This is a genomic window from Kitasatospora sp. NPDC059817 (genome assembly GCF_042731835.1).
Taxonomy (GTDB): domain Bacteria; phylum Actinomycetota; class Actinomycetes; order Streptomycetales; family Streptomycetaceae; genus Kitasatospora.
The window spans coordinates 1-3,048 of record NZ_JBHWIR010000328.1 but is presented as its reverse complement, the minus strand read 5'-3'; the positions used below and the strand labels follow the sequence as shown (position 1 = coordinate 3,048).

The following is a 3,048-nucleotide window of genomic DNA, read 5'->3' as shown; positions in this document are numbered from 1 at the left end:
TTCTGTGGGGGGGGGGGGTGGGGGGGTGTTGTGGCGGGGGGGGGGGGGGGGGGGGTCAAACCGGGGGCCGCCCGGGGGGGGGGGGGGGCGGCGGCTGGCTGTCGGTCGTGCGGTGGGGCTCAGGAGCAGCTGGTGAAGGTGGGGCTGGTGTTGGCGATGTAGAGGGTGGCGCCGCCACTGGGGTCGGAGGTGAGCGGGACGGTGACGGTGTCCTCGGCGGTCCACGGGAAGCCGCGGGCGTCGAACGTCCAGCTGCCGGTGACCTTGCGGGCGAGTTCGGCCAGCGTCACCCAGCCGTACTGCTGGGGCGGGACGTTGACGGTGACGGCGTTGTTGACGGTGGTCGAGCCCTGCCAGACGTTGCTGTAGTTGACGGCGGTCTTGACCGCGGTGGTGAAGACGCCGCCGGGGGCGCCGCCGGAGATCTCCGCCCCGATCTCGCCGCCGAGGGTGCTGGACCAGCCGGTCATGTTGGTGACCGCGAAGTTCTGCTGGGCGGCGCTGCTGGTGTTGTTGAACCAGATCGAGGAGACGCAGACCTTCGGCAGCGGTGCCGCGGGGGCCTCGCTCTTGACGGCCCAGGAGCAGGAGGAGACGTCCTTCTGGCACTGCTTGGCGGCGTGGTCGACGGCGAGGCTGCGGGCGGCCTGCGGGAAGCCGGTGGACCACTGCTGGTTGGCGGTGCCGTTGCAGGTGTACTGGTCGGTCCAGGCGTCGTCGTACTGGGCGCCGAGCAGCAGGTCCAGGCAGGTGTTGTCGCCCAGGTGGCGGATCATGAACGCGTCGGCGGCCCCGGCGACCGGCTGCAGGAACCACCGCTGGCTGGCCTGCCCGGCGCAGGTCTGCTGGCGCAGGGCCGGGGTGAAGAAGGCCAGGTCGATGCACTTGCCGGTGTCGTTGTTGACGATGGTGAAGGAGAAGTCGGAGGGGTCGACGCTCAGCCGCCAGGACTGGTGGTAGCCGGGCGAGGAGTTGGTGACGATGTAGGCGCCGTCGCCCATGGTGCCGTTCTGGACGTCGAGTTGGCGCCCGTTGCTGAGGGACTTGATGGTCAGGCACTGCTGCGGGGAGGCGCAGGCGGCGGCCGGCGCCGTGGCGGCGTGGGCCCGCGCGGTCGCGAACGGGGAGGCGGTGAAGCCCAGGGCGGCGCAACAGGCCACCAGGACGGCCGCGATCAGGCGCAGCCAGGGAGCCGGTCGGCTCGGGGTCGTGGCGGAAAGCACGGGGTCGGGTCCTTTCGTCGGGAACAGGGAGAGGGAGAAGGGAGAGGGAGCGGAAAGAAGGAGGGCGGGCCGGTCAGGCGGCGGCGAAGGCCGCTTCCAGGCGCGGGACGTAGTCCACGAGGTCCTGCGCCCAGCAGCCCGCGCTGTGGCCGCCGTTGCAGGCGGTGCCCCAGCCGGCGCCGTTGCCGTAGTCGACGTAGTGGTAGCGGTAACCGAGGGCGTCCAGGCGGTCCTTGAGGCGCTTGGCGGTGCCTTCGGCCCAGAACTCCATGTCGGAGGCGCTGCCGTTGCCGTTGCCGGTGTAGACCGCGATGCCGGTGTCGGCGAGTGCGCCCACGCGGGAGACCGGGTCCGCGGCGTTCCAGCGCCAGTCGGCGTTGAACACCGGGTACGGCGAGCCGAAGATCGCGTCGCTGGAGACCGTGGGGCCGAAGTCGAGGCCGCAGGGCTTCCCGTCGCTGGGCCCGCACAGCACGGTGCCGGCGTTGGTCAGGGTGGCGACCACGGCCCCGCGGATGATCATCTCGTTCACGGAGAGGTCGTTCGCGCCGGACATGGTGAGGACCTGGCCGAACAGCTGGGGCCGGTCCTGCGCGTAGTGCAGCGCGCCGAAGCCGCCCATCGACAGGCCGCCGACGGCCCGGCTCTTACGGCCCGTCAGGGTGCGCAGGTTGGCGTCGATGAACGGGACCACCTGGTCGAGGTGGAAGGTCTCCCAGTTCTGCGCCCCGGCGGCGGTGTTCTGGTCGAGCCAGTCGGTGTACCAGCCGCGCAGGCCGCCGTCCGGGATGACGGTGATCATCGACTGCGCGGCGGTGAGGGCGGGGTAGGCCAGGGCCGGGTCGCTCGGGTTGTCCGAGGCGCCGTGCAGGAAGTACAGGACCGGGTAGCGCTTGGCCGGGCTGGCCGCGTAGTCGGCGGGCAGCAGGATCCGGATGGTGTGCTCCCCGGCGACCTGGGGTGTGGTGACGGTGAGCACGAAGTTGGTGGCGCTGCCGGTGGCGGCGCCGACCTGGGTGAGCCCGAAGCCGTCCTTCATCGGCGGCGGGGCGGGGGCCTCGGCGTGCGCGGCGGGCACGCCCAGCAGCAGGAGGCAGGCGGCCAGGGCGGCGACGGCCGCCTTGGCGTGCCGGAGCCGGGCGCGCAGGGGCCGTACGGGCGGGCGCCGGGCGGGCTGGGCTGGTGTCATGGGTTGTCCTTGGCCGTGAGGGTGCCGCCGTTCCCGGGGGGAACCGCTGGGGCTGTCTGAACACCGACAACTCTTGCGAGATCACCTCGCGGTCCGCCAGAGCGCCCTGCGGCGCACCTGGGCCACTGGCGCATGTGCGCCACCGGCGTGGGTAGCCTCCGACGGCCCGTCCGGGCGACACCGGCACAAAGACAAGCCGACAAACCGATGAGCGGACGGGCCGACACAACGGCACACGGACACACCGATACGCCGACACACCGATACACCGATACACCGATACACCGACACGATGACGGGGGACGTCGTGCACGACGTGCTGGATCCCGACTCCGAACGCGGCCGGGTCTACCGCTGCCTGGTCGGCCGTCCGCAGGCGCGGGCGGCGGAGCTGGCGGCCGGGGTCGGCCTCGGCGAGGGCGCCGTCCTGGCCGTGCTCAGGGAACTCGCCGACGAGGGCATCGTCGTGGCCTGCAACGGCGACGGCCCGCCCGTCGGCGGCCATTGCGACGACGGCCATTGCGACGACGGCCCGCGCGGCGACGCTTCCCTCCCGGATCGGCGGCCGGCTCCCCCTGACCTGCACCGGCGTCGGCAAGGCCTTGCTGGCGTTCTCCGGCACCGACCTGACCGAGG

Annotated in this window: 2 protein-coding genes and 1 pseudogene; 1 reads left to right on the top strand and 2 read right to left on the bottom strand. The window is 72.4% G+C overall.

All coding sequences use genetic code 11. The features are described 5' to 3' along the window. Positions 1 to 119: 119 nt before the first annotated feature. On the bottom strand, positions 120 to 1,223 hold the full coding sequence (locus ACFV61_RS34555) for an RICIN domain-containing protein (RefSeq protein WP_380375562.1): 1,104 nt from the start codon (positions 1,221 to 1,223) through the stop codon (positions 120 to 122). A gap of 73 nt (positions 1,224 to 1,296) precedes the next feature. Beyond that, a complete protein-coding gene (locus tag ACFV61_RS34550) occupies positions 1,297 to 2,412 on the bottom strand; it encodes an alpha/beta hydrolase (RefSeq protein WP_380496050.1) in 1,116 nt (371 codons plus the stop codon). A gap of 536 nt (positions 2,413 to 2,948) precedes the next feature. Here ACFV61_RS34550 and ACFV61_RS34545 point away from each other — a divergent pair. After that, positions 2,949 to 3,048, top strand: a pseudogene (locus tag ACFV61_RS34545) (IclR family transcriptional regulator C-terminal domain-containing protein); the annotation flags it as partial.

Coding starts and splice junctions, on each gene's coding strand:
- ACFV61_RS34550 (WP_380496050.1), bottom strand. CDS start 2,412: ATGACACCAGCCCAGCCCGCCCGGCGCCCGCCCGTACGGCCCCTGCGC.